We start from the raw sequence: 26671 nt of genomic DNA on the forward strand, positions 1-26671 counted from the left end.
TTATAGGTTTTACTGGATTCCTTGCTTTTGCGGGAATGACATAAACGAGCCATGCAACAACGCTTTTAGTAGCTCGTAATGACTATTAGGTATCCACGCAACAAATCATAAAACTTATGAAAATCACAATAAAATTATTAACTTCTATATTCTTGTTATTAGCTTTGAAAGTAAATGCTAATTCTGATTCTGTAGATAATGTTAAGCAAGTTTTTACCTATATCGATCAAAAAAAATGGTCACAAGCCGAAGATTTAGCTCTAGAAGTCAATAATAAAATTTTAACAAAAATTGTACTTTCTCAGAAATATTTAGATAATAAATATTCAGATAATAGTTTTGAATATGTAATAAGGTTTTTATGCAATAACCCGGATTGGCCTCAAAATAAGCTGCTTGAAGAAAGAGCAGAAGAATATCTAAATAATAATACAAATAAAAAAGTAATTTTTGATTGGTTTAGTAAACATCCTCCTCTTACCGGCAAAGGTTATAAATTTTATGCGGTAGCTGCAAGTAGTTTAATCAAAGATCAGAAGATATTACTACCGATTATTAAAGAGGCTTGGGTATACGCCAATTTCACTCCTGAAGAAGAAAATGCATATTACAATAAGTGGCATAAATATTTAACTGCGAGTGATCATTTAGAGCGAATAGAAGAACATTTATGGAAAAATGATATTAGATCTGCTGAGCAATCCCTGAAATATGTAGATCAAGGTTACCGTAATTCTTTTAAAGTCCAAATTGCGATTATAGGTAAATCGCCAAATGCTGAAAAGCTTTTTAAAAGTGTTCCTGAAAAATACTATACTTCCGGTTTATTATATCGTTATTTAGATTTTAAAAAAATGCAAAAGCCGACAAAGGAAATGATTACTTTGTTTAAGAAAGCTAAAAATAACCGTAAACATTTTGCTAAATGGTGTCGTATGCAGTCCTATTATGCTCGTGAATTCATCGATTACAAAGATTTTGCTAATAGCTATAGAATGGCAACGCTTCCTTTTGCTACTTGTCCTGAAACTATAAGGGAGCAGGAGTGGCTTGCGGGCTGGCTTTCTTTAAGTTTTTTAAAAAAGCCTGATCAAGCATTAGTACATTTTAATAAGTTTATTAAAGTTGTTAAGACTCCGATTAGTTTAGCACGTGGGTTTTATTGGCTCGGTCGTACTTATGCAGCAAAAGGCGATAAGCAAACGGCTAGAAAATTTTACGAGCAGGCAGCCAAATATTCTTTTACCTTTTATGGGCAGGCAGCAAATATTGAATTAAATAGGACAAAGTTAGTTTTACCTCCTATTCCCGTAATAACTTCTGAAGAAAGGAAAATTATAGAAAATAAAGAGATTATTAAAGCAATAAGGTTATTGGTTAAATATAATAAAAACTACTTAGCCCTGATATATTCCAAAGCAGCAATGAAAAACACTAAAAATTCTGCAGAAATTCAAATAATTGCGAATATTATTAAAGCAAATAATAATACTAATCATATGGTTGAGGTGGCAAAAATTGCCGCCCAAAATAATGCTTTTATTCCGGATTGTGCTTTTCCAACGCCTTATAATCTAGTAGGTTTGCCTATCCCACCTCATTTAACTTATGGAATCATTAGACAAGAATCGGTTTTTGATCATCAAGCAGTAAGTTATGCAAATGCTATGGGTCTCATGCAACTTATTAAAGGTACTGCTTGTGATACCGCAAGATCCATAAATGTTAAATGTAATGTAGCAGACTTAACTAGAAATCCGGTATATAATATTAAACTTGGTTCGCATCATTTCAAAAAATTATTAGATGATCATAAAGGTTCTTATATTCTATCTATTGCTGCTTACAATGCCGGAAGTCATAATGTAGTAAAATGGATAGATAGGTTTGGTGATCCAAGGGGTATAAAAGATACAAGAAAAGTTATTGACTGGATAGAACTTATACCTTATCGAGAAACAAGAGATTACGTTCAAAGAGTACTTGAAAATGTTCAGATTTATCGGGTAATCTTAAATAAGAATAGTAGTTTGTACTTTAAGCGTGACTTACATGCTTGTGATATAGCAAAAAATTAATTTCTATTAGTGTTTTATTGTGACATATAGTAATATATAAGTATGATATGGACACTAATTAAAAATATGAATTAAGGAGGAGAGTATGAAAAAATTAGAGCAACACTTTAAAAAACAGCGTAATGATAACGATATTCAAGTAAAGAAATATAAAAACGATCTTGATATAATCGGCATTAGATATGACCATAAATCTGCACATGTTGAAGTGCCAAATCATGCTACCGGCGGGTTTGAATATTTTAAATGGGATTGGATGACAAGCACTACGGGTAGTCATTCAGAAATAGTACCAAGATTTAAGAAAATAGTAAGCACTTTAAAAGAAGCTAAAAGTAACCCAGCCCAGTATGAAAACTTAGTATCTAACTTGGATGCTAGTACTAAAAATGCACTTGAGGCTACTATTAAGAGTAACAATATTACTGTACTGACACAAGACACTCATAAGGTAATGTCAGAAATATTATCAGGAATGCAAACATGGCTAGATACAAAAAGTCATATCCCTATGGACCTGAAACAAAAATTCTTAGATTTAGGTTCTAATAATTTAGAACTATTCATAAAAGCTGCTTATAACAAATTTAACAATACGTGGATAGTTAAAGAGTTTCTTGATAATGCTATAAAAACTGGAGAAGAAGGTAGCAAAAAATATCTAGCCGATTGTGATTGTAGTTCAACTGACCAGCTATGGACAAAGCTTGTTAAACCTAAAATAGAAAATCTTAGAATAAGCGAAAATTCAACTGATAAATCTGAAGATGATGAAATATCAGAGGCTTCGGCGAATAAACTTGGAGAAAAAGTAAAGACTTTAGCACTATCTAATACTCATGAACTACCAGCACAAAAAGAAGCATTAAAACTTGTATATGATATGAGGAAAGGTAATATAGATAAAGCAACGGTTGTTAAGAACATTAATTTTTTTGGTCAGGACGCTACTTTATTAGGTTGGTTTGTAGAATATAGTGGCCTTACTATTGACCAAATCAAGGCTAAAGCAGTAGAGCTTACCGGTGATGCTGCTGCTGCTTTTTATTTAGAATAGTTTCTTAAGGTTGTTCTCATTTTCTATGTCATTCCTAGCTAAAATGGGAATCCAGTGCTTGCCTCTGTCATAGCGTGGCTTGGCCACGGTATCTAGAAAAAATAAAATAAAGACTGGATGCCATGGTCAAGCCACGGCATGACATAGTAGGTTTACCTGTTCATATAACATATAACAATACCTATCAATTATATTCATGATTCTTAAAAATATATCTTTACTAATAATATTATTTTTTTCAATATCAACTTTTTCTGCTGGTCATAGTCTAAAAAATATCTCTATTACTGTTGTTGCTCCGGCAACAGGAGCCGATAATAAAACCTTGTCGGATTTAAAAAATATTAATGGACTAAATTTACAAATTCCTTCTAAGTGTTTTGCTAAAGGTAAGCTACCCTTTCTTGCAAGTAGCGATGAAATAAGATTTAATTGCCTGCGGGATACATTATTTGATGAGTCTGATAATATAGTATGGAGTTTACGAGGTGGTTACGGCTCTGCGAGAATAATTCCCGATTTACTAAAGCTATCAAAACCCAATAAAGAGAAATTCTTTATAGGATATAGCGATATAACGGTGTTACATCTTTTTCTATCACAAGAATGGGGCTGGAAAACTATTCACGGCAGTAATATAGCCGATCTCTTAAAGCTAGAACAAGATCAAGGTAATTTTACCAAGCTTGCTGAAATATTAAAAGGTAAAGTAAAGCAGGTTACTATAGATAATTTAGTGCCTCTTAACGATATAGCAAAATCAAGTGATCTTGTTAACGGCAAACTAACAGGCGGTAACTTAACTATGGTGCAGACTAGTATAGGAACGAGTTGGCAAATAAAGACTAAGGGCAAAATTCTTTTTTTAGAAGATGTGAATGTAGCTCCTTTTAGATTAGATCGTGAGCTTTTACACTTAAAGCAAGCAGGGTTACTTGAGGATGTTAAGGCTATAATATTTGGTTCATTTGGTAAAGATCTTGATGCCACAATGTTAGTGCTTCGTAATTTTGCAGATAGTTTAGATATACCGGTATTTAAAACAAATAGATTCGGTCATGAAAAAATTAACGATCCGATTATTTATAATACGAATAGTAAGATTATTAAAAGTAAAGAATTTAAGTTAGTGATGGGGTTGTAAGCACTATTGCGAGCAGTTGCTAATCCGTCATTGCGAGCGACTGAAAGCCTTGTTGCATGGTTTGTTTATGTCATGCCCGCGTAAGCGGGAATGACATCGAGTCTTAAGTTGACACCCATGCACCTTCGCAGGCATGACATAATTAGCCTATCGACTCAAATGCAAATAATCATTATACTTTGATAAATTCAAATCATAAGAAAAGAATTTATTTGTAATATAATGTTCAAGTAATTTTACTAATCCTGCTTTATGTCTATTTAAAGTCTCGATGCTTAAAGCTATTTCCGTTGTTTGCACATAAGGTTCGGTACTAGTTATTTTTACGTAGGCGATAGTAATATTGTTATTCATAACTGGATTCCCGCTTTTGCGTGAATAACACAAAAGGGGCTGGGGATGACATAAAAGGGACAGAGCATTACATTTCGTAAATCCGTTTTCTAGTAACATCAAACTTTCTATGATAAGTTGTGGAGAGAGTCCAAGCTCTATTTCTTTCTTAGTCGGAATAGTACCGGTCTTATAATCTAGTATAGTTATATTGTTTGATTTACTTATTTCAATTCGGTCAGCTATACCGATTATTTTTATATCTTGACCTACAATATTTAGCCGTAACTCCCCTTTAGTTTCAAAATAGATTTCTTTGCAGTTTTTTCGGCGCTCTATATCAAATAAAATAAAAGCTTTGCTGAAAGCCGTGAGTTTTATTTGCCAAGTTTTTTTTGTGTAGCTTGGTAAAATAGTGCTATATAAAATATGATTACCGATATTTATTAAAGCATCTTGTTTATCAAGCAAATTTAAATTAATATATTGTTTGTCGTAATTTTTAGAATATTCCTCTAAAACTTTATGAATCAAACTACCGAAATCCGATATTTTAGGCTCTTCCCATATATGATCTTTTTTACGTAGTCCAAGAATTTTCTTAGCATAAAAACCGTATGGGTTTCTTATTAATGTTTCTATTTCGGTTACTGATAAGGTGGTTGGGAAAGAGAGGCTGTGGATCTCAATACTCTTGTCATACTGTGGCTTGACCACGGTATCCATATAATTACTGGATCCCGTGATCAAGTCACGGGGTGACACAGAACCGTGTTCTAGCTTCAAAAATAAATTACTCGGCACTGACAACTTCCCATCATATTTTTTAGCATTCAGTATAACTATTTGTTTATTTTGTAGAAATAAATTGAAGTAATCTGAATATAGAGTAGGGGCGATTTCATCGTAATCTATATTTAGTATCTGCAAGGCTTTCTTGCTAAGCCATGGGTGAGCTTTAGTACTGAGTGTCCAGTTTTCATTATTAAAATGCGGTAATATAATTAAGTCAAATTCACATAATGCTAAATCTTCAGGCCGTCCTATAATAATACTAGCAGCGTTGGTATTTTTGTAATATTTGATATTAGAAAGTAAAAAAGAAAAAATTTTAGGAAAATCCTTTTTATCCGTTGAATTTATATATTTACTATATGCGGTTAAGTTTGTTAAAAACTCAAGTAGTTCTGCTCCTCCTTCTTTTCCCCAAATAGTAGGCAAAAGTTTTTCAGTTATTTCTTTAGTTAAGGTTAGAATAGCTTGTATATTATGTGGAGTATCAGTAAATAAAATATCTATTAAGTTACGGCAATACTCTCTTATCTCCTCATTATCAAATTGTAATTGCAATAAATATTTCGGTGAGGATATAAAACGGTTTTTATTAGATAGCATTAACTCTAACTGCTGCACAGTAGGGCAGTTAATTAAAGGATTTTTAAGTAATAAAAATAGAAGTTTTAAATCAAAATTATTACATAATATTTTAATAATGGAAGTTAATAATTCACCTATATTAGTAAGCCTTAAGTCATTACCTAGTAGATCTTTATATTTGTCTAAAAAATTACAATATACTCTTTTAAGTTTATTATTATTTGTAATGATTGCAATCCGTCTGTCTTTATTACGGCTACATATATAAGCTATTTGTTTAGTTTCTTCATAAATGTCATTAGGCTCATAATAAGATATACCATCGCTAATCTGCTTGGAGGCAGGATTATAGTGAATTATGTAATCCTTTAATTCTTCTTCAAATCTTTTAAAAAAAACATTAGGCTTGAATATTCCGGCGAGTATTACCTGCTTATGTCCTTTTTTTATTTTTATTATTTCTTCTTGTAATAGCTTTAATTTATAAACTGCTTTAGTTTGTTTTTGAGTAAACGATATTTCTTCTTGCCATCTTAAAAAGCAATATTCTAGAAATTTATAAATCTTTTGCCAATAGTTAGAATTGTTATAGACTTCAATTAATTTTATATCGATATTATTGATTATAAGATCATTAAACAATTTTCTTAAAAGTTCTGCAGCTTTTAATGATTCATTTTTATTAAAAGGTAATTCTTTATATTCGGTGATAATGGATGATAAAATAAGTAATTCTTCTATTTTAGATATATAATCCGAATCGGTTTTTTTTGAAATAAGAGAATTAAAAGGAATAATGATAGGTAATTTAATTTTATATTTATTGGTTAAAATCTTCTTTAATTCTAGGCACGAGAAATTATTAGGCAATATTATTTGAACTTCTGTACCTTTACCTAATTTATCAATGATATACTCAGCAAAACTTTTCAAAAAAGAATAATCAGCAGTCATAAATAATGTTTTGGACGATAATATAGCAGATCAAAGGTCTGAAATCTTATTTAAAATGATAATATAGTACAATAAATAATATTTGATTATTAGTTTTTTATTAAATATCTTTAAATATATTAATTTAAATTTAATAAATAAAGTATCATATGCAAATTTTTATTATATTATTTACTATTATAGTCTCTATAACATCATGAGCTTATGCTAATAATTTAAACTCACATATAGCTTATTGTGATAATATACAAGTAGAACAACAAGAAGATTTGGTAATACAAAAATTGGTTAAAAAACTATTTGTGACTGAAATGAATTGTATTATTAGCGGCTGTTTACAACAATGGGATGTGCAAGATAATCGGGTAAAATATTCAATTGCTTGGCAAGAACAATGTGGACCTGTAATTTATGGTCAGTATTAATGAGAAGACAATGGTAGAGGTTCTACTTTCGTATATGAACGCTCTAAAAATTCCGTATGTTGTTGGCTGCTTGGATATGAATATAATAAAGCGTTTGTAATATGTTCATCTAATGATGTTAAAAACTAATATTTACTTACTAACTTTTACGAATTCTTTAAATAATTCTAAATCTACTCCATTATCGTTAAGATATTCAGGATGCCATTGAACGCCGATAACAAATTTATGTTTCGTTGATTCAATGGCTTCAATTATACCGTCTTCTGCTTTTGCAGATACGATAAGATCATTACCAAGTTGTTTAGCAGCCTGGTGATGAGTCGAATTAACCATAGTTTGTAGCTGATTATTAGCTATTTTAGCAAGTTTAGTATTTGCTTCTATATTAATTGCATGCGAAACGATGTTTTTAGGCGAAGGTTGTGTATGATTAATTACAGTTTCAATATAATCAGGAATATGTTTAATAAGCGTACCCTTAAAAAGAACGTTTAATAACTGCATACCTCGACATATTCCTAAAACCGGAATATCTCTCTCTAATGCTTTCTTTAAAACTAATATCTCAAAATTATCACGTTCTTCATTGGAAACTACTATATCTTCGGCGTATTCTGGCTCATAAAATTTAGGATGTATGTCCTCATCACCGCCTGGCATGACAACAGCATCAACAAGTTCCATAAGCTGATTTATTGTATCACTTTGATAAGGTAATAATAGCGGTACACCGCCGGCTGCAATAATCGCATCGGTATAGTTTCTTCGCAAGGCGTACCATGGAAAAGCAGCGTAAATATATTTTTCACAATTTTGAGCTAAATCAGGTGTAACACCTATTATCGGTTTTTTATACATTTTATTATCGCTTTATTGTTTTTCTGTCAGCTATGTCATTCTTCATAGTACCGGATAGTTCATAAAGGTCCTGTCATTGCGAGCCAGCATTTATGCTGACGTGGCAATCTCAGGAGTTTTTTTATATTATCTTATAAGATTGCCGCGTCTTTGCTAACGCAACTCCTCGCAATGATGACTTGGCATCCACGCAGCAAAGCCACTATTATCCCTCAATATGCGGTGGTGTTTCAAAAGTATGGAACGGCGGTGGTGAAGTAAGTGTCCACTCTAATGTGTCTGCTCCTTCTCCCCAAGGATTATTTGGACAATTTTTGCCGTATTTGAGCGTATAGAAAACGATAAATACAAAATAAAGGGCAGCAAACATAGAAATACCTGCTCCTATCGACGAAACCATATTCCAGCCGGCGAAAGCTTCAGGGTAGTCCGGTATTCTTCTTGGCATGCCCGCAAGACCTAAGAAATGCTGCGGGAAGAAAGTTAAATTAACGCCTATAAAGGTAATCCAAAAATGAATTTTGCCTAAAATGTCCGGATATTGTTTACCGGATATTTTGCCAAACCAATAATAAAAGCCTGCAAATGCCGTAAATAAAGCACCGAGCGACATCGTATAATGGAAATGTGCAACAACATAATATGTATCGTGCAGCACTCTATCAAGTGCCGAATTTGATAGGATTATGCCGGTTACGCCGCCGATCGTGAATAATATAATAAATCCTATCGAAAATAGCATAGGAGTTGGGAATGTAATCGAACCACCCCACATAGTCGCTATCCAGCTAAATATTTTAATACCCGTCGGAACTGCTATAATCATCGTTCCGGCAGTGAAATATATAAGTGCATTATAAGAAAGCCCAACAGTAAACATATGGTGAGCCCATACGATAAATCCAACAAAGCCTATTATCACCATAGCTCCGACCATACCTTGATAGCCGAATATAGGTTTGCGTGAAAAAGTTGAAATAACTTGACTTACGATACCAAAGCCTGGAAGTATTACGATGTATACTTCAGGATGACCGAAAAACCAAAATAGATGCTGAAATAATACAGGATCACCGCCGCCGTCAGGCTTAAAGAAAGTAGTTCCAAAATTACGATCTGTAAGTAGCATAGTAATAGCTCCACCAAGTACCGGCATAGCAAGAATTATTAGAAATGCGGTAACTAAAATAGACCAAACGAATAACGGCATCTTGAAAAGCCCCATTCCTGGAGCTCTCATATTAAAGATAGTAACGATTAAGTTAATTGATCCAAGGATTGACGATAGGCCGGTTAAATGTAAACTGAAAATAGCCACATCAACGGCTGCACCGGGGTGACCGCTTAAATTACTTAAAGGAGGGTAGAGCGTCCAGCCCGTTCCCGGCCCACCGTCAACAAAAGCTGATCCTATAAGTAAAAGAAAAGCAGGAACTAGTAGCCAAAAACTGATATTGTTAAGGCGTGGAAATGCCATATCGGGAGCCCCTATTAACAGAGGTACGAAATAGTTACCAAAGCCACCGAACAAAGCCGGCATAATCATAAAGAATACCATAATAACCGCATGTGCTGTGATAAGCACGTTATATAGCTGGAAATCATGATTTAAGAAAGTGCCGCCGGGTATTGCAAGCTCTAACCTAAAAAGCAGTGAGAACAAACCTCCGACAATTCCGGCAAAAACGGCAAATATGATATACATAATGCCGATATCTTTGTGATTGGTAGAAAAAAGCCATCGCCTCCAACCGTGTGGGGTGTGGTGGTCATCGTGATAAATTTCGGTAGTAGCTATATTCATAATTACTATTCTGCCTGTTTTAATTTTTCGATATCTGCTCCAACAATTGCCGGAATATTCCGAGTGATTTTATCATAATCCCAATCCCACCATTTAATTTCAAGTAATTGCTCAACTATCTCATCAGGAAATCTATAGCGTACTATCTTTGTAGGATTACCGACAACAATACTATACGGTGGTACATCTTTAGCTACTACTGAGCAAGCACCGATAATTGCTCCGTCACCTATATTAACTCCGGGCAAAATGGTAGAGTTTGTACCAAACCATACATCATTTCCTATAACGGTGTCTCTTCTTTTGTCAGGTGAAGGCGTGTAATTATTCCAATTTTCAAAAATAAAGAAAGGATAAGTAGAAAAGCCGTCCATAGGATGATTCATATCATCGGTTATAAAACTAGTACCCATAGCACAAAATTTGCCTATAATCAATACTTAATAATTTCTTAATGTCGATTAGAATCGGTTATATCGTTTAGTAATTTATCTAGTGCAGATATTTTTGTATTATAATTTTCCATAGCACTTCTAAATATAATTAGTTAACTGCCAATTTTGGCTTCTTGCCATTCATAGCCGTCTTATTCTTGCTTGCAATCCAATGGTCAAAATCCTCTTTACTTACTACTTCTATAGCAATCGGCATGAAGCCGTGATGGATGCCGCATAGTTCGGAGCATTGTCCGTAATATACGCCTTTTTTAGCCACTCTTGTCCAGGTTTCGTTTATTCTGCCTGGGACTGCGTCTATTTTAAACCCAAGTGATGGAACGGCAAAACTATGTATCACGTCACCTGCGGTAATGAGAAACCTTACGGTAGCATTTTCAGGGATAACAATTCGATTATCAACATCTAATAATCTTTTTTGGTTAGGTTTTAAATTCTCATCAGAGATCATTACGCTATCAAATTCTAAATTATCATGATCAGGATATATATAATGCCAATACCATTGATAACCTACTACTTTAATAGTTAAATCCGTTTCGGGTATTTTTTCGGCATGACGCAATATTTTAAAAGACGGCACTGCAATAATAACTAAAATTATTATAGGTATTACAGTCCAAATTATTTCTATTAAAACATTATGTGAAAATTTTGCCGGTACGGGATTATTTTTTGCATTAAATCTGATGCATACAAAGCCAAGTAGTCCGGCAACAAATAAAACAATAGCTGTTGAGATATAAAGCAGAAAATTATGAAAATGATGTAATTCCTCCATAATCGGACTTGCCGGCGGCTGGAACGTTACTTGCCAAGGTAACGGCTCGGAAGCAAAGCAATTACTACTCACAATCAAAAAACAAATTAAAGCAATAGACATCTTTCCAAATTGCGCTTTTGGAGGTAATTTATACGTCGAGCCGGTACTCGAATCCTCACGTACGCTTTTGTACGCTGCGGTGCGAGGGGAAGTGTCTCCTTTAAATTCCTCTCTATAAGCTGGTTTGGAAAGATGTCTAATAATATTTTTCATAGCACATATAAAGTTATTTATATTTAATATAAATGGATATACAGTTTTATTAAAGTAAAAATCGATAAATTTTTGTAAAAACTACATATTTTTAATAATATTTGAGCTAGAAAGTGTACCTATATTAGGATGTTGCAGTAAGTCAATAACTTACTATTACTTTCGCATTTATTAATTTTGCTTGAATTTATTTATTAATTGAGGATCGTGCTTGGTTACGGCGATTATAGAAGGACAAATATTTTGCACTAACCGAGCGTAATCATTAAAATCTTTTAGTTTAGGTAATATAAGTACTTTATCAACAAGTGTGAAAAAACTTAAAATTTTTGCTCGTTGTAATTGATGATGGATAGGTTGACGTTTTTTATATTTAATAATTGTTTCATCCGGCTCTAAAGCAAAGATTAAGTACTTACCGTGTTTTTTAGTTTTGCGTAGAAATTCTATATGACCGTAATGTAATAAATCAAAACAACCGCCTACTGGAACTATTTCACTATTTATAGGACAGTTTTTATTTAAAGAAATATTCTCATAATATTCTATTTTGGGTAATTTGACAGTATTATGGCTAGATGAGCAGAATATAAGATTTATAAAAATTAATAAAAATAGGAAAGTCTAGGCATAATATTTATCTATATAAGTTAATGAAAATTAACTTATATTAAATTTTAATCAATCAAAAACTAATAAGACAGAAATAAAACAAAATTTTACAATTTTCTATTGTAATTTGTTTGTATATAGTTCATATTACTAGTAATGAAAAATTGATTCAAATAATCTTCAGAGCAATTTTAATGAATGATACTGCACTATCTTATGATTTTAATGGCATATTACCATCAGCTTTTATTAGTGCACGTCTCAGAAAAATCCTCACCTCTGCTTCCTTATTATTATTTATAGGATTAGTTGTTTTTGTCTCTTTTGCTGTTAATAATTATGTTAACGACACTTTATCCATAACTTTAGTACAACCTGATAGTAGTGAAGAAGAAACAATTTCATTTAAAGAAGTAGTAGTAAAAAAAGGTGATACTATAAAGTCAATTTTGATAGAACAACATATCCCTAAAAATGAAATAGACAAAATTGTAAGTTTAATAAAAGAGGGAAAATTATCTTCTGCTCTTAAAATAGGGCAGCAAATTACTTTTGAATATGAAACAAAAATTACCGAAAACGAGGATGAAGATTTAACCTCAGAGGTAGCATTCTTAAATAAAATCGTTATAATTATCGATAAGCTAAAAACTATTGAAGTAATTAGAGAAGGTGATAATTTTAAAGTTGAAGAAATTGTAGTACCTTTAAGTAAAAAAGTTACTAAATCGTCGGTAAGTATTGAAGCAAATTTTATGTCAGCTCTTAAAAAACTGGGCTTATCGAATAACAGTATAATAGAGCTAATTAATGCTTATGCTTATCAAATCGATTTTCAGCGTCAAATAAAAAGCGGTGATACTGCAACCGTAATAACGGAAAAATACGTAACGGAAGACGGTAAATTTTCCCACCACGGTAAAATTCTATATGTTTCATTAAATCTTTCAGGGAAAGAATATAATATATATCGTTATTCTCATGACAATAACGAAAATAATCATGCATTTTTTTCCGAAGACGGTAAAAGCGTAAAAAGAAGCTTACTTAAAACTCCGCTAAAAGTTATAAAAGTTTCTTCACATTACGGTAATAGAAAGCATCCGATACTCGGTTATACTAAAATGCACAAGGGGGTTGACTTTGCAGCTCCAACCGGTACGCCTATATATTCCGCAGGAAACGGAGTTATAACAGAAATAGGTTGGAAGTCGGGTTATGGAAAATTTATTCAGGTAAAACATAGCGGTACGCTATCTACTGCTTATGCGCATGCTTCAAATTTTGCAAAAAATTTAAAAGTGGGAAATATCGTAAAACAAGGACAAATTATCGCATATGTCGGAAGTACCGGCAGAGCTACAGCTCCACATTTACATTATGAAGTTAAAATTGATGGCAAACATGTTAATCCTATGTCAGTTAAAACAACACCGGGTATAGAATTAAACGGAAAAAATTTAGAGAAATTTAAACAATTTAAAAAAGCAATAAAAACTTTAAATGTTAAGCTTGATAAGGAATTGCAAGCTGATAAAGTAGCCACAGTTTCATTGTAGAGTGAATCCTTGTCATACCGTAATCAACTTGGTGTTGTACGACTCTTGTGTCATTCCCGCGAAATCGGGAATCTAGTAAAACCTATAAAAAACTTGTTTTTTATAGGTTTATTTTATCAAATATATAATTTTGTATTAATATTAAGGTTGTTTTTTTCTGGATTCCCGATTTCGCGGGAATGACATTTACAATTATGCGCCCACTACTACAAAAACTATATCTCACATTTGCTCGTAGTAGTCGTATAATAATAACCTTAGTGATTATTGATCAGTTAAGTAAATGGTGGTTTATTGATAATTTGAGATGGAAGCCAGGCTTAATGCTTAAGGTTACTTCTTTCTTAAATATGGTTTATACTTGGAATTACGGTATTAGCTTTGGTCTAATGCGTGAATATTATCAATATAGCAATGCTATTTTCTTAATAACGAACACGATTATTGTCTGTTATTTATATTATTTGATGATACGTTCAAAAACGATCGGAAGCTTTGCCGGTTATAGCTTTGTAATCGGCGGAGCTGTTGGTAATCTAATTGATAGATTTTTTAGAGGAGCAGTTTTTGACTTCATTCATTTTCATTATCAGAATTATAGCTTCCCCGTATTTAATTTAGCTGATTGCTTTATTACAATAGGAGTAATTATCTTAATAGAAGATTATTATAGTACTAAAAAAGTTATTGAAGAAAAGGCTAGAGGGAATTATGATAATGTGCAGATTGAAGCTATGGCTGAAAAAATTCGTAATACCGATAGAGGGTGGTAACGATAAAATAGACTCCTTGCAAAATTAAACTTATAGAGAGGAATTTGAAGGAAACACGAAACGCAGAACCGTAGCGTAGTAGACCTACGTGAGGATTCGAGTACCGGATTAACGTACAAATTACCTCTAGAAGTTCATTTTGCAAGGAGTCTATTATAATTTAGATTTATAGGTGTTTAAGTGAAAAAGATTTTTTTATTATTTACTGTTTTATTAATTACTTCTGCTTGTAGTAAAAAGTTAAAAGAAACCGTAGGTATATCAACAGCTGGACCTAATGAGTATCAAGTACAGCGTGCTAAAGCACTAGAAGTTCCGCCTCATTATTATTTACCTGATCCTGGGCATAGCAAAACAACTTACAGTAATGTAAAAGGACAAGGTGAATTTAATGAAGGTGAACAAGCATTAATGCAGGACATGAATTAGTATACTTGATCAACTGCAAAAATTGGCTACGTCGTTTTACAAGATCTGCGGTGCTCACGTATTAAGTATACGCTTCCCTCCTCGACTTGTAAACGCCTTGCTCTTTTTGCAGTTGATCTTCATATCCCTGTGCTTGAATACTAAGACTGTAATGTTTTTTCAAATTAATGCATGAATTCTCATACAAAACAAAAAATGGGTGTTTTTGGGCTTGGTAAAACCGGTATATCGGTTTACAAGGAATTGCAAAATAAATATGATGTAATTGTTTATGATGATTTAAAAGCAAATAGAGATATATTTGAAGAATTATATAGTAAAACCGCTATCGCTGCTTTATCTGATTCAAGATGGCAAAATTTAGATACAATTGTCTTAAGTCCTGGAATTCCTTTAACGCATGAGATAGTCAATATTGCAAAAAATTTTAATATTCCAATCACTTCTGATATAGACTTATTATTTGCAAAATCAAAAAACTTAAAATTTATAGCTATAACCGGTACAAACGGTAAAAGTACTACTACTGCTTTAATAAGCCATATCTTAAATAGTAGCGGTTTAGACTATCCGGTTGCCGGTAATATTGGAGTTTCTGCTTTGCAAGCTAAAGCCAGTAAGGATGGATATGTACTTGAATTGTCTTCTTTTCAGCTAGATCTAGTAAAAACCTTTACAGCTAAAATAGCTGTGCTTCTTAATATAACTCCCGACCATTTAGATAGACATCAGGATATGACCTGCTATATTGCAGCAAAATCTAAGATCTTTGATCGAATGGATCAAGAGAGTTATGCGGTAATTAATATCGATAATGATTATTGTCGTGAAGTCTTTATAAAATTGCAGCAAGAGCAGCGTATAAAGCTAATTCCTTTTTCGGTTACTAAAATTCTTGAACACGGTATTTCGGTAGTTAATAATAAAATTAGCGCTAATTTTTTTGATGGTATAAGTTTTGAATTACGCTGTAATTCAAAAAGTTTTAGACAAGATGAATTTCAAGGTGAGCCTGCGGAGCGTATAAAAATACGTGAGCACAGGCGAGACCTGCAAAATTCGCTTGTATCAAGCTTTATGCATTATGCTGTACCTTTTAATAAAAACCTGCAAGGAGTTCATAATTGTGAGAATATTGCAGCAAGTTATGCAGTAGCTAAAATAATAGGAGTAGAACCTAAAAAAATACTTGAATCTATAAGTAGTTTTCAAAGTTTACCTCATAGGATGCAATATATCGGTAGTATAAATAATATAAGTTTTTACAATGATAGTAAAGCAACAAATGCCATATCTGCCGTGCAATCAATTAAAGTACTCGATAATATTTATTGGCTTGCGGGAGGAATCGCTAAAGAGGGTGGTATTGAGGAAATAAAGCCTTATTTCAGTCAAATTAAGAAAGCTTATTTTTATGGTCAAGCTAAAGAAATATTTGCAAATACTGCTAAGAATATAGTAGATTTTGTAATATGTGATAATCTTGAGCAGGCTTTCGATCTTGCTTATAAGGATGCAGTAGGTGATAACGCGGAGGTAAAAAATATCTTGTTAGCACCTAGTTGTAGCTCATATGATCAGTTTAAAAATTTTGAAGAGCGTGGCGAGTTGTTTATAAAATTGTGTAGTATCCTGTCACCCCGTGGCTTGACCACGGGGTCTAGTTAAAAATACTAAATAATATTAGTATTTTTTATTGTTTTTCTGGATACCGTGGTCAAGCCACGGGGTGACATCAAGGGTGTTTTCCGATCCATGCAATAACATCTATAAATATAGCCATAATTGAATAACTATAATATGAATAACGAAATATCTAATAACTTTATAAAATTATGGTGGCGGAGTACCGATAGGCAAATAATAATTTCTTTAATTATCTTATTTGCTTTTAGTCTAATGCTTGTTACTACCTCAGGTTCAGCAGTAGCAAGTAGAATAGGTCTTGAAGAAAGTTATTTTGTATCTAGACAAATATTTTATTTAGCTGCCGCTTCAGGACTGATATTATTATTTTCATGTCTTAATAAAAAATGGTTAAGGCGTTTTGCAATAGTTGGATTTATTGCTAGTGTAGTTTTATTAATAGCAGTTAAATTTTTTGGCTATGAAGTAAAAGGCGCAGTGCGATGGATTGATATTCTAGGTCTATCTATTCAACCTTCGGAATTTATCAAACCGTTTTTTGCAGTTGTTATGGGCTGGATATTATCGCTAAAATTTAATGATGATTTTCCAAGTTTTACGATTTGTGTAATACTTTATTCTATTGTTGCTATTCTCTTAATTATTCAGCCGGATTTTGGAATGCTTGTAATGATTACGGCAGTTTTCGGTATTCAACTGTTTATTGCGGGTATGCCGATATTTTGGATTGTTTTAGCCGGTTTTTTAGGAATGATAGGAGTAACTATTGCTTATTTTTGGTTACCGCACGTAACGCAAAGAATTAATTCGTTTTTAGATCCAGATAGTAGCGAGAATTATCAAGTTAGTAAGTCTCTTAAGGCTTTTGAGCATGGCGGGTTATATGGACGAGGTCCAGGGGAGGGGGCAGTAAAGCAGGTACTACCCGACTCGCATACGGATTTTATTTTTGCTGTAGCAGGTGAGGAGTTTGGAGCTATTATTTGCCTTATTGTTATAGGTATATTTGCTTTTATAGTATTAAGAAGTCTTATTAAGTTATTAAACGAAACAGATAAATTTGTACAATTCGCTGCTAGCGGTATAATTGCACAATTAGGGCTTCAGGCAATAATTAATATGGGCGTGACTTTACATTTACTGCCTACTAAAGGTATGACATTACCGTTTATTAGTTACGGTGGTTCTTCAACGCTTGCAATAGCTATCGCTACTGGTATGCTTCTTGGCTTTACAAGACACCGAACGCCTTTAAATTCGTACAAAATTCGTAATATTGAAATATGAAAAAAATCATTTTGGTAGCAGGAGGGACGGGGGGACATTTTTTCCCGGCAGTTGCTCTTGGAGAAGAATTAATCAAACGTGGCTATAAAGTTCATTGTATTACTGATTTAAGATGCAAACAATATATAAAGCAGGATATGAAAGTAATTTTTCATATCCTAGATTTAAAACGCTCAGGTAATATTTTCTTGTTTTTACCTAGGTTATCAATTGCAGTTTTAAAGGCTATTAAATTATTATATAATATGAAGCCTTCCGTCACTGTAGGGTTTGGCGGTTATCCTGTTATAGCTCCAATGTTTGCGGCAATTTTTTTAAGAGTACCGATTATAATTCATGAACAGAATTCTTACTTTGGAAAAGTTAATAAATTTTTTGCAAGCTTTGCTAAAAAGATAGCTATTTCTTATGAAAAAATAAAGAATTTACCGGAATTTGCAAAGAGTAAAATAGTAATTACCGGTGGGGTAGTTAGAGAGAATATTAGGGCATTAAAGGTTATAGAAATGTCGTCCCGTGGCTTGACCACGGGGTCCAAAAAGTCTTTGATAAAAGCACTGGACTTCATGGTCAAGCCACGGAATGACAAGCTTTTTACAATATTCATCTTTGGCGGTAGTCAAGGAGCTAAGTTATTTTCAGAGCTGATACCTGCAAGTATCCAAATTTTGATGCAAAAACAGCCAAGTCTTGAATTAAATATAATCCAGCAAGCAGCATTAGATGATCAAGTAAAAATAAAAGATATATACTCGAAATTAAACATTACTTATGAATTTGCTGAATTTTTTGATAATATGGCATTGCAATATAAAGAAGCCGATTTAGTGATTTCAAGAGCAGGAGCATCTACTATAGAAGAATTGACATATATAGGGTTGCCGGCAATCTTTATTCCACTTCCTAGTGCTGCGGATAATCATCAATATTACAATGCAAAATTATTGGAAGATAAAAAAACAGGATGGTGTTTAGAGCAGAATAATATTTCTGCAGGAAAATTAGCAGATAAAATACTCGATTTGATAAGTAATCCAAAAATATTAGAGGATGCTTCACAAAATTTATTAAAAAGAAGAAAAGAAGGGCATAAGCTATTAAGTAACCTAATAGAAGAGGTGATTTAGATTTTGTTTCCCGTCATTATGAGGAAAGACTGTGAGTTTTGACGAAGCAATCTCGTGCTAAAGTCCTGAGATTGCCACGCTCCTTTTAGTCGCTTGCAATGACGGGGTGGGAGACATACAACAAGACCAAAAATACCTCAGAATAACAATAATTTAATTAAGCACATAGTAGTTCGGCTCTTTATCCTTGCAAGTTTGGCCATTATGTGGCATTAATCATAATAGACTTTCTGCATAACTTGCTTCTAAGGGTAATTTGTGCGTCGATCCGGTACTCGCATCCTCACGTACCAAAGCGTACGCTGCGGTGCTGCGTTCCGTGTCTCCTACAAATTCCTCCTTATTAGCTAAGTTGTACAGGAAGTCTAATAAAAGTTTTGGAATAATATAAATATATGTTTAAAAAAATTATAATATTATTTTTAGGAATGTTTTTACTTTCAGCTTGTACAGATAATTTTAGAAGCTATTTTCAAAGATCAGCAAATAACAGATTGGTTGATAGCAAAGGTGCTAAAGGCGGCAAGAGAAAACCTGTATATAATAATAAATATATTACTTTGGCTAAAAAGAATATAGTAGAAGATAATCTTGATTATGATAACGACGATGATGATGACTATGATAGCGATAGTCCTTTAAGAGGAGAAAGAATCGATCCTGTAAAGAGAAATCGTGAAATGTATCTTAAGATGATTAAAAGGGATATAGCAAGGCAAAAAACAAAAGCCGGCTTCGCTGAATCCGATGATGATATGACTTTAAGTAGAGCTAATAAAAAGGTTAGAAAAGACGATAGCGCTAAAGAAAAAAAGATACAAGAGGAATTAAATCAGATAAAAGCCATGCTTAGAGAAACTAAGCGTGATATATCAAAATATACTTGTCCAAATGCTGTAGTAAATCAAAATTATGCCCCGCCCGTTACAAATTATAAGCCTGTAAATTATCCATCGGTAAAAAATAGTAAGCCGGATAATAACAATTCTAAGGTAAAGCAAAAATTTATCCGTGAAGATGATGATAACGGCAGTAATGCTTGTTCGATATAATAAGCCTATTCTTAGCTAAAAGCATCCAGTCTTTAGATATTAGATATATACAGCAATCTCTGATGTAATATATTTATTACTATCATGAAAAGTAAACTCTCAGCAAGTACTGCTAGTCTTACCTTTATAAAAGGCCTTCAAAACCCTATTGTTACTGAAATAAAAGAATTAACAAAAAAATTACATTTTAAAGATCAAGAGCTTGAAAAGCTTACGGGATGACTTCAGATGATGTTTCTATTCAAGCAACAAGAGAACAGATATTATATGCTTTAAGAGCTGTGGAATCTGCAAAACAACATTCAACAGACAAGCATTTATTAAATGACTACGGTATTTGTGTTGCTTACTCATTTGCTCATTATAAAAGAAGCGGTAAGGACATACTAGAATTTGTATCACCTTATTTATTAAAAAACGCATCTGATATGGAATATATTAAGGCATATATTCCTGAAGCATATATAAACGAAAGTAATAAAAATGATGCTATGGAATTGCTTGGTAAACAAGAAGTAAGAGACTATTTAGATCAAAAGCCTTCTAAGTGAGTAAGCACATCGCCTGTACCGTCTACTCCTTCTATAACGGACACATTTAATTATGACAGTGATGAAATTACGGTTGCTGGAGAAGAGAAAACGACGCCGAATACTGAACAAGCTTGATACCACTGTCACGCCGTGGCTTGTCCACGGGGTCTAGTTAAAAATACTAATATTATTAGTATTTTTAGTTGTTTTGCTGGATATCGTGGTCAAGCCACGGTATAACACCGAACGAGTTTCTCGCGCCATACAACAACATTAAGATTTCCAATTTAATTCCGGATAGTTTCTAATTTCAGCTTTATAATTGCTATGCTTTAACCATTTCTTAGCTGTTTCTAAATATAGGCAAATTATCAGTGTGATGTAAAGAGTAAGTAATTGCAATGTGAATAAACCTCCCACTACTGTAAGCCCTAGTGATCTTCTCTCTGCTTCTGTTGCTCCGACTCCAAGAGTAATAGGCATAGCTCTTATTGAGGCAGCTATGGTAGTCATCATAATCGGTCTGAATCGTATTATACATGCTTTATAAATTGTTTCATGCGAGGATTTATTGCCAGTTCTCTCAAGTTCTAAGGCAAAATCGATAATCATGATAGCGTTTTTCTTTACTATACCGATTAACATTATAAGTCCGACAAATCGGTACATATCAAGTGTGCTATTAAATATTAGTAGAGTGAGTAATGCTCCAAATATAGCGGTAGGTAGTCCTAAAAGTATAGTTATAGGATGCACAAAACTTTCATATAACATGCCAAGGATGATGTAAATAACTATAACGGCAAGTCCAAGCAATAAGCTAAGATCGGAAAAAGACGACTGACATGCCTGAACTGTTCCTTGGAAGATTCCCATAATCGTAGCCGGCATTTGTAACTCTCTTATTGCTTGATTAACTTTTGGAACGGCATCACTAATTGAATATCCATCTTGCAGGTTAAATGATACCGTAACTGAAGGTAATTGCCCGAAATGTGAAATACTAAGCGGGCCAACAGTATTAACAATTTTAGCAATGGTAGTTAGCAGTACTAAATTGCCGCTTGCGGAGTTAATATTGACAAAAGATAACATTGACGAATCTGTTTGATATTTAGGATCTAGCTCTAAAATAACGTCATATTGGGTTGTTGGGGTATATAATGTGGAAATCTGCTCAGCACCGTAAGCTGCATATAAGATATTCTGACGTGCTCGACTGATATACCGAGTTTTGCAGCCTTATATCTATCAATCTGCACTAAAGTTTGTGGCTGTGCTATTTGTAAATCCGAAGTTACGTCAATAAAACCTGGCAGCCGTGCGAGCTTGTCCTTTAATTTTGGTGCAAAGCTAAATAGCACATCTTGATCGAGTTCTTGCATAGTATATTGATATTGGCTTTTGGTTGCTTGTCGGTCGATCGTAATAGTAGGTACGTTCTGGATATATACCCTTAAACCTACTGAATGATTTAGTTTTGAACGTAACTGATCTATAACGGCGTCAGCTCCTCTTCTTTGATCACGAGGTTTTAAGCTAATCAAAATCGTACCCTGATTTACGGCAGAGTTTCTACCTGAAATACCTATGGCCAAAATGAATCTATATTAGGATTTTTAAGTAACACATCACTTACTTGTTGCTGTTCTTGCACCATCGCATCAAAAGAAATAGTTTGAGCGGCGTCGGTAAAAACTACAAATAAATAAGCCGTTGCGATGATTACTAAGAGCAATATAAGCATAGTAGTGTTTGAGCTCTACTACTGTTTTTAGACTGCTACCATATTTTTGTTTGACATATTCAAAGACTTTTTCGGTTAGTGGTAGGTCGTCATTGCGAGGCATCACAGACGCCGTGGCAATCTCGGTTGGTTGCCCTGAGAGTGCTTCGTCACTACGTTCGTTCCTCGCAATGACGATCCCTCAAAAACACATTACATAACATAGGAGTTACGGTTGTTGAGATAATTCCTGAAAGCAAAATAGCGGTAATAATAACAACGGCAGGTTCGTGCAGTAGCTTCCCTAAAATTCCGCTCATAAATAATATTAACTCATTATATTCTTGAGCATTTTGTAATTGCCCAGGGGCTCTAATGCTTGAGTAGATATCTTTACCGTATAAAGCTCCGGTCGGTAAATTAACGTTAGCAGAGCTGATAATATTTGATACTTGGTCAAGCCCTATATTATTTGCTGCCATTTTAACAGGGTCAACCTGCACACGCACTGCATATTGCTGTGAGCCGTAAACTTGTACCTGTGCAACACCCGGCAGCATAGATAAACGCTCAGCCATAATTGTTTTGGCGTAATAGTCCACGGTATATAAGGGGGAGAGTATCAGAGGTTAAAGATAAATAAAATATAGGTGCGTCGGCAGGATTTACTTTACGATATGAGGGCGGGGTAGGTAAGTCGTTCGGTAGCTGCTTGTATGTCTTGTGTCGCTGCATCTATATCTCAGTCTAAATTAAACTGCAAAGTAATTTGAGTAGTACCGTTACTATTAACCGAACTCATCGAGTCAATATCTGATATCGTCGAGAATTGCTTTTCAAGCGGTAATGCAACTGAAGATGCCAAGTAGTAGGGTCAGCTCCAGGCAAGCTTACTGAAACCTGAGTAGTCGGGCAGTTGATGTCAGGTAAAACGCTGACCAGTAATAGCCTATAGCCGAATGCTCCAAACAGCAAAATAGTTGCCATGAATAAAGTAGCAAGAACCGGACACTTAATAAATATTTCTGAAATACCCAATTATTTTTTTCCTGTTGTATGGATTTTTCCCGTCATACATATCGTCATTGCGAGCGACTGTAAGAAGCGTGGTAATCTCATGAAATAATGACAAACTCCTAAGATTGCTTTTTGTCAATGACTTTGTAATTTCCTCGCAATGACGCCTGCTCGCAATGACGATTTGACACTACTCCTCCCTAACACTCACCTCTGCTCCGTTAGATAATCGTAGCTGCCCGTTGGTGATTACCGTTTCTCCCTCATCTATACCGCTTTTATAACAGAAAACACTATATCTATATTCTTGACCACGGCTTTATTATCTTGATAACAAATACATAAGGACCTTGATCGTTAGTTTGCATGGCTTTAGACGGAACTATATACGATCGAGATATTTTTCAGGTACGGAGAAGCTGACATAAATAGGCGAGATAGTATTTATAGTTACTAGACTCACAAAATCCGGCGATACTAAATCACCTATATCCACATTACTCTCACTAAGTTTACCATCAAAAGGAGTTACTATTTTTGAATACTCGATTTGTAAATTAGCGTCTGCAATAATTGCTTTATCGCGTTCCATGGTGGCCCTAAGCATATTCATATTAGTTAGCATCTGTAAATACTGCTCTTCCGAAACGGCTTTTCCCTCGTATAAAGCACGATATCTTGCCTCTTCTTTTATAGCATCTTCAAGGTTATAAGTATCACTTAGTAAATTTGCTTGTGCTTGCTGTGATTGATTGTGAAACGGACGAGAATCAATTTCATATAATAAATCACCTGCTTTTACTTCTTGTCCGTTATCAAAATTTACACTTAATATTTGGCCCATAACTTGAGATTGAATATCGGCACTTTGGTAAGTTTCAGCTACTCCTGCAAGTTCTATCACATCAGGTACGTCTTTGCTGATAACTTGTGTTACCTCAACCGGAGCTGTTATAGTGATTTGTTTACTGTTTTTATGATACCCAAACCCCTAATATTACTATTAGTACTAGTAATGTTATCAATATCAAATTCCGCATTATTGTTTTAAGTATTGTTATTTGCCAAAATCAAAAATAGGTCCTGCTATGTGGCCGCCTACCTGCCAAGTTTCAGCTGAGTTAGTAAACAGAGTATTAAGTTTATTGCTACCGAATCCTAATAAGCCTGTTAAAGAAATTTGTGGAAAATAAGTAGCTTTTATTGTGTTTAAGTTTGCATCTGCTGCTAGTAAATTCTACTCTGCTGCTTTAATATCCGGTCTTTGCTCTAAAAGCTCTGATGGTAATATTTTAGGTAATACCGGTAGAGCAGGGAAGTAATCTATTGGTTTATCAAGATAAATTAAGCCGTTTACTATATTTTCAGGAATTCTACCTACTAAAATTTTTAAAGCGGTTTCCTGCTCATGTCTTTGTTATTTTAAAGGCGGCAATGATAACTTAGTAAGTGCAAGCTCGGAAGCAGCTTCACTAACCGATATTAAATCACCTACGCCAAGATTATATAATTTCTAATTTATAAATTTCCGTTTAAGCCTCAATTAGCTTTTCAGTTAGATAGATTTGTTTGTCTAATGCTAAAAGATTAAAGTAACTTATAGTGACGTTACTTATAACCGATAAACGTACCGCTCTGCCTTGCTATACTCGCTTGCAAGGAAAGTTTTTTTAGCCGATTCACTAGAGCGTGGGCGGCTGCCCCTATGAATCCAGCTCGTAATTAAGCACGCTTGCTAGCCCAAAATTATTAGAGAATTTCGGCTAATGCGGTGCTTTTGTTTCTTTACTGTTTTTTGTTCGATTTGCTCCGCCTTGTAAATTGATTTGTGGAAATCGATAAGAATTAATAAGGTTAAGCTGTGCTTTCGCTGCTAGCACATTACTCATTGCCAGCTCAATATCGGAGTTACCGGTTAAAGATTCTTCGATTAGGTTATCTAACACCGGATCGTTAAATTGCAGCCACCACTTGGAGGATGCATTATTATTTTGTTCTAGAGAATAATTATTCCAAGTAGCAGGTAATGAGAGTTTAGGGGGAATATTATCGTGTTTTGCATTACAACCACATAGAAGCAATGATGAAATCGATAAAACTAGAATATATTTTAAGTAAATGAAAAATCGGCATACGAAGTTCATCGAGTAAGTTCATTAAAATAAATTCATATTACTTAATATTAATTATGAATCTTTAAACCGCTATGTCAATATAGACTATTATTTTTTCAACTAACTATTTTTATAATTACGTAATAATGTTGCTACAGCGTATTTTAGAAAGCTTGATATAAGTGAATTTTGCAGGATTCGCCTGTGTTCACGTATTTTGATACGCTGTGTAGGCTCACCCTTAAATTCATCTTATCTGAAGTTTTCTAAAATATGCTGTAACTTTTCAGACACAACTTTAATGTCATAATTTTGTTTGAGAGTAAGGTAGGCATTTTTAGAAAATTCTTTTGCTTTTATAGGGTTCTCTATTAGATAGACAATTTTTTCTGCTAAATCTTCAGCAGAGCCGGCTTTACAAATAAGCCCGTCTTGCATGTCGCTTAAGATTGCTGCAGGCCCTTCAGTATCTGTACTAACGATAGGCACGCTTGCCTCCATTGCTTCAAGCACTATAATTCCAAACGGTTCATGAAGAGACGGTAAGCAAAAAATATCTATTTGTTTAAAGAATTTATCTCTAGCGTTAACCCATCCCGTAAATGATATTTGATCTTGTAAATTAAGTTTATGTGCTAAAGCAATTAAATTATCTTTTTCCTCGCCGCTTCCACCTATAACTGCATGAAGATCATATTTTTTTTCTTTTAAAATTTTGATAGCTTTAATAAAAATATCAACACCTTTCTTAGCTACAAATCTTGCTAGTACACCAATTACGACAGGTTTTCTATATGTTTTATTTGGAAGCAAGTCTTTAGCAATATTTATCATATTCGGTAGGATGCATATCCTAGATTCGGCAAAGTTATTTTTTAGTAAAAATTCTTTCATATGATGCGTCAAGGCAATAACAAAATCACATTTACGTAGTCCTTTTAAACTATAATTATGAGCGATACCGATTAATTTTATATTTTGTGATTTAGCAAATTTACTAAAATTTATTGCTCTATTACCGTGTGCTATAATTATATCGGGCTTAGTCTTATGAATTATATACTTAAGAATAAGTACCGAGAGTAAATCAAACGGTACCATATTAGGTAGTTTTAAGCTTTGTTTGTGTAGAAAGGAATTTATTTTTGCCTTGTAAGAAGTGATATTTATAATCTCAATTTTTTGCATCTCTAAAGCAGTACTATAATCTAAAAATGCTTGTTGAATGCCGCCAAGGTCACGACTTAGCATAATATTAAGGATCTTCATTA

The 26671-nt window shown here is 33.6% G+C and carries 23 protein-coding genes and 5 pseudogenes; 12 read left to right on the forward strand and 16 right to left on the reverse strand.

What is annotated here, in order from left to right; all coding sequences use genetic code 11:
* The first annotated feature begins 116 nt into the window (after nucleotides 1-116).
* The 3 genes from A3305_RS06105 (at nucleotide 117) to A3305_RS06115 (ending at nucleotide 4279) form a co-directional block, all read left to right on the forward strand.
* Nucleotides 117-2078, forward strand: coding sequence for a lytic transglycosylase domain-containing protein (locus A3305_RS06105; protein ID WP_014392177.1), 1962 nt, complete (start codon nucleotides 117-119; stop codon nucleotides 2076-2078).
* 85 nt (nucleotides 2079-2163) lie between these two features.
* The gene (locus tag A3305_RS06110) at nucleotides 2164-3135 is read left to right on the forward strand and encodes a hypothetical protein (protein ID WP_014392178.1); all 972 of its coding nucleotides are present in this window, start codon (nucleotides 2164-2166) and stop codon (nucleotides 3133-3135) included.
* A 196-nt stretch (nucleotides 3136-3331) separates the two neighbouring features.
* Complete coding sequence (locus A3305_RS06115; protein WP_014392179.1) at nucleotides 3332-4279, forward strand: LD-carboxypeptidase; 948 nt, start codon at nucleotides 3332-3334, stop codon at nucleotides 4277-4279.
* Between the two features lie 147 nt (nucleotides 4280-4426).
* Here A3305_RS06115 and A3305_RS06120 read toward each other — a convergent pair whose 3' ends face one another.
* The 6 genes from A3305_RS06120 to A3305_RS06150 form a co-directional block, all read right to left on the reverse strand.
* Entirely contained in the window at nucleotides 4427-6943 is a 2517-nt protein-coding gene (locus tag A3305_RS06120; RefSeq protein ID WP_045799423.1) for a PD-(D/E)XK nuclease family protein, read from the reverse strand.
* Nucleotides 6944-7500: 557 nt separating this feature from the next.
* Entirely contained in the window at nucleotides 7501-8229 is a 729-nt protein-coding gene (locus A3305_RS06130) for a gamma-glutamyl-gamma-aminobutyrate hydrolase family protein (protein WP_014392182.1), read from the reverse strand.
* A gap of 205 nt (nucleotides 8230-8434) precedes the next feature.
* Nucleotides 8435-10033, reverse strand: coding sequence for a cytochrome c oxidase subunit I (ctaD, locus tag A3305_RS06135; RefSeq protein ID WP_045799424.1), 1599 nt, complete (start codon nucleotides 10031-10033; stop codon nucleotides 8435-8437).
* A gap of 5 nt (nucleotides 10034-10038) precedes the next feature.
* Nucleotides 10039-10470, reverse strand: coding sequence for a CatB-related O-acetyltransferase (locus A3305_RS06140; RefSeq protein ID WP_226984032.1), 432 nt, complete (start codon nucleotides 10468-10470; stop codon nucleotides 10039-10041).
* Between the two features lie 106 nt (nucleotides 10471-10576).
* Nucleotides 10577-11524 carry a cytochrome c oxidase subunit II gene (gene coxB, locus A3305_RS06145; protein WP_014392185.1) on the reverse strand — a complete coding sequence of 316 codons (948 nt, stop codon included), beginning with the start codon at nucleotides 11522-11524 and terminating at the stop codon, nucleotides 10577-10579.
* Nucleotides 11525-11695: 171 nt separating this feature from the next.
* On the reverse strand, nucleotides 11696-12115 hold the full coding sequence (locus A3305_RS06150) for an adenylyltransferase/cytidyltransferase family protein (RefSeq protein ID WP_193353175.1): 420 nt from the start codon (nucleotides 12113-12115) through the stop codon (nucleotides 11696-11698).
* A gap of 215 nt (nucleotides 12116-12330) precedes the next feature.
* Between A3305_RS06150 and A3305_RS06155 the strand changes: the two genes are divergently transcribed.
* The 6 genes from A3305_RS06155 to murG all read left to right on the forward strand — a co-directional run bounded on the left by A3305_RS06155 (nucleotide 12331) and on the right by murG (nucleotide 18958).
* Nucleotides 12331-13695, forward strand: coding sequence for a M23 family metallopeptidase (locus A3305_RS06155; RefSeq protein ID WP_014392186.1), 1365 nt, complete (start codon nucleotides 12331-12333; stop codon nucleotides 13693-13695).
* Nucleotides 13696-13889: 194 nt separating this feature from the next.
* Complete coding sequence (gene lspA / locus A3305_RS06160; protein WP_041860507.1) at nucleotides 13890-14468, forward strand: signal peptidase II; 579 nt, start codon at nucleotides 13890-13892, stop codon at nucleotides 14466-14468.
* A 180-nt stretch (nucleotides 14469-14648) separates the two neighbouring features.
* Nucleotides 14649-14897, forward strand: a complete 249-nt coding sequence (locus tag A3305_RS06170; protein WP_014365878.1) for a DUF3035 domain-containing protein — start codon at nucleotides 14649-14651, stop codon at nucleotides 14895-14897.
* A gap of 171 nt (nucleotides 14898-15068) precedes the next feature.
* On the forward strand, nucleotides 15069-16565 hold the full coding sequence (gene murD, locus A3305_RS06175; RefSeq protein ID WP_014392188.1) for a UDP-N-acetylmuramoyl-L-alanine--D-glutamate ligase: 1497 nt from the start codon (nucleotides 15069-15071) through the stop codon (nucleotides 16563-16565).
* Between the two features lie 132 nt (nucleotides 16566-16697).
* A complete protein-coding gene (ftsW, locus tag A3305_RS06180) occupies nucleotides 16698-17831 on the forward strand; it encodes a putative lipid II flippase FtsW (RefSeq protein WP_014392189.1) in 1134 nt (377 codons plus the stop codon).
* A complete protein-coding gene (gene murG, locus A3305_RS06185; protein ID WP_014392190.1) occupies nucleotides 17828-18958 on the forward strand; it encodes an undecaprenyldiphospho-muramoylpentapeptide beta-N-acetylglucosaminyltransferase in 1131 nt (376 codons plus the stop codon). Before ftsW ends, murG begins: the two co-directional genes overlap by 4 nt.
* A 219-nt stretch (nucleotides 18959-19177) precedes the next feature.
* Here murG and A3305_RS06190 read toward each other — a convergent pair.
* Nucleotides 19178-19342 (reverse strand): annotated as a pseudogene (locus A3305_RS06190) (palindromic element RPE1 domain-containing protein); the annotation flags it as partial.
* Nucleotides 19343-19353: 11 nt separating this feature from the next.
* On the opposite strand from A3305_RS06190, the gene A3305_RS06195 reads away from it, so the two are divergent.
* From A3305_RS06195 to A3305_RS09610, 3 genes are all read left to right on the forward strand, one after another.
* On the forward strand, nucleotides 19354-20010 hold the full coding sequence (locus A3305_RS06195) for a hypothetical protein (protein WP_014392191.1): 657 nt from the start codon (nucleotides 19354-19356) through the stop codon (nucleotides 20008-20010).
* Between the two features lie 84 nt (nucleotides 20011-20094).
* Nucleotides 20095-20232: a hypothetical protein gene (locus tag A3305_RS09605; protein WP_014392192.1), complete on the forward strand. Its 138-nt coding sequence runs from the start codon at nucleotides 20095-20097 to the stop codon at nucleotides 20230-20232.
* Nucleotides 20229-20561 (forward strand): hypothetical protein, encoded by a 333-nt coding sequence (locus A3305_RS09610; RefSeq protein WP_014392193.1) that lies wholly within the window; start codon nucleotides 20229-20231, stop codon nucleotides 20559-20561. The genes A3305_RS09605 and A3305_RS09610 overlap by 4 nt, the downstream gene beginning before the upstream one ends.
* A gap of 153 nt (nucleotides 20562-20714) precedes the next feature.
* Here A3305_RS09610 and A3305_RS11865 read toward each other — a convergent pair.
* The 9 genes and pseudogenes from A3305_RS11865 to A3305_RS06235 all read right to left on the reverse strand — a co-directional run.
* Nucleotides 20715-20817 (reverse strand): annotated as a pseudogene (locus tag A3305_RS11865) (permease); the annotation flags it as partial.
* Nucleotides 20817-22141, reverse strand: a pseudogene (locus A3305_RS06200) (efflux RND transporter permease subunit). The pseudogenes A3305_RS11865 and A3305_RS06200, both read right to left, overlap by 1 nt.
* Nucleotides 22132-22290: a hypothetical protein gene (locus tag A3305_RS11870; RefSeq protein WP_226984034.1), complete on the reverse strand. Its 159-nt coding sequence runs from the start codon at nucleotides 22288-22290 to the stop codon at nucleotides 22132-22134. Before A3305_RS11870 ends, A3305_RS06200 begins: the two are co-directional and overlap by 10 nt.
* A pseudogene (locus A3305_RS10715) lies at nucleotides 22282-22847 on the reverse strand (efflux RND transporter permease subunit); the annotation flags it as partial. The gene A3305_RS11870 and the pseudogene A3305_RS10715, both read right to left, overlap by 9 nt.
* Nucleotides 22848-23011: 164 nt before the next feature.
* Nucleotides 23012-23134, reverse strand: a complete 123-nt coding sequence (locus tag A3305_RS11275; protein ID WP_264357854.1) for a hypothetical protein — start codon at nucleotides 23132-23134, stop codon at nucleotides 23012-23014.
* A gap of 53 nt (nucleotides 23135-23187) precedes the next feature.
* Nucleotides 23188-23256 (reverse strand): annotated as a pseudogene (locus A3305_RS10720) (AcrB/AcrD/AcrF family protein); the annotation flags it as partial.
* Between the two features lie 412 nt (nucleotides 23257-23668).
* Nucleotides 23669-24190, reverse strand: a complete 522-nt coding sequence (locus A3305_RS06215; protein WP_231289088.1) for an efflux RND transporter periplasmic adaptor subunit — start codon at nucleotides 24188-24190, stop codon at nucleotides 23669-23671.
* 859 nt (nucleotides 24191-25049) lie between these two features.
* Nucleotides 25050-25430, reverse strand: coding sequence for a TolC family protein (locus A3305_RS10725; RefSeq protein ID WP_226984037.1), 381 nt, complete (start codon nucleotides 25428-25430; stop codon nucleotides 25050-25052).
* A 222-nt stretch (nucleotides 25431-25652) separates the two neighbouring features.
* Entirely contained in the window at nucleotides 25653-26669 is a 1017-nt protein-coding gene (locus A3305_RS06235; RefSeq protein WP_014392196.1) for a glycosyltransferase family 4 protein, read from the reverse strand.
* Nucleotides 26670-26671: the final 2 nt, after the last annotated feature.

It is taken from the genome of Rickettsia amblyommatis, assembly GCF_002078335.1.
Lineage (GTDB): Bacteria > Pseudomonadota > Alphaproteobacteria > Rickettsiales > Rickettsiaceae > Rickettsia > Rickettsia rickettsii.